The organism is Ralstonia sp. VS2407 (genome assembly GCF_052950655.1).
Genome location: NZ_JBRFVG010000143.1, coordinates 1 through 524, shown reverse-complemented (window position 1 = coordinate 524; position 524 = coordinate 1). Strand labels below are relative to the sequence as shown.

Sequence of the window (524 nt, the reverse complement as noted above, 5' to 3'; positions counted from 1 at the left end):
GTAGCGGGGGTGAAAAGGAAGTAGAGGCTCGACGTGTTCGGCCCCGCGTAGCTGCTTTCGAAGACGGAGAAATCCAGGTATCCGTCAAAGTTGAAGTCGCCGACCGAAACACTGTGCAGGCCATGCGATTGACAATCTACTGGCACTTCCTGCACCAGCCGGTTGGTTTTTTTGTCGAAGAGCCGCACGGCCGTAAGCTGGCTGCCGAGGGCATCCGGGTTTCCGGTCAGCACAACCTTAAAGTAGCCGTTGGGCAAAGAGGCTACCTGCAGCAGCTCATGCGGAGCTTTTGTGTCTTGGGCCGACTGGTCGTTTTCGAGCCGGGTAAGCGTTAGCGGAAGCTGCTGGCCGGTTGCCAGGTTTTTCCAGGTGCCTACGACCGTCTGCTTGGCTGTTGTGAAGTTGGGAATTGTGAGGGCTGCAGTGGCTTTGCCACGGGTATTGCTTTCCACTAATCGGCAGGTGCCTTGCTTAAGCACACCATGCAGCGCGATAGGGGTATTGAACTTGGTATAGGCATACAC

General features: G+C 56.1%; 1 protein-coding gene. It reads right to left on the bottom strand.

Annotation, left to right across the window (positions count from 1 at the left end; genetic code table 11):
- The coding region (locus ACU8YE_RS24295; RefSeq protein WP_446929933.1) for an FG-GAP repeat protein at window positions 1–524 on the bottom strand (524 nt) is incomplete at both ends.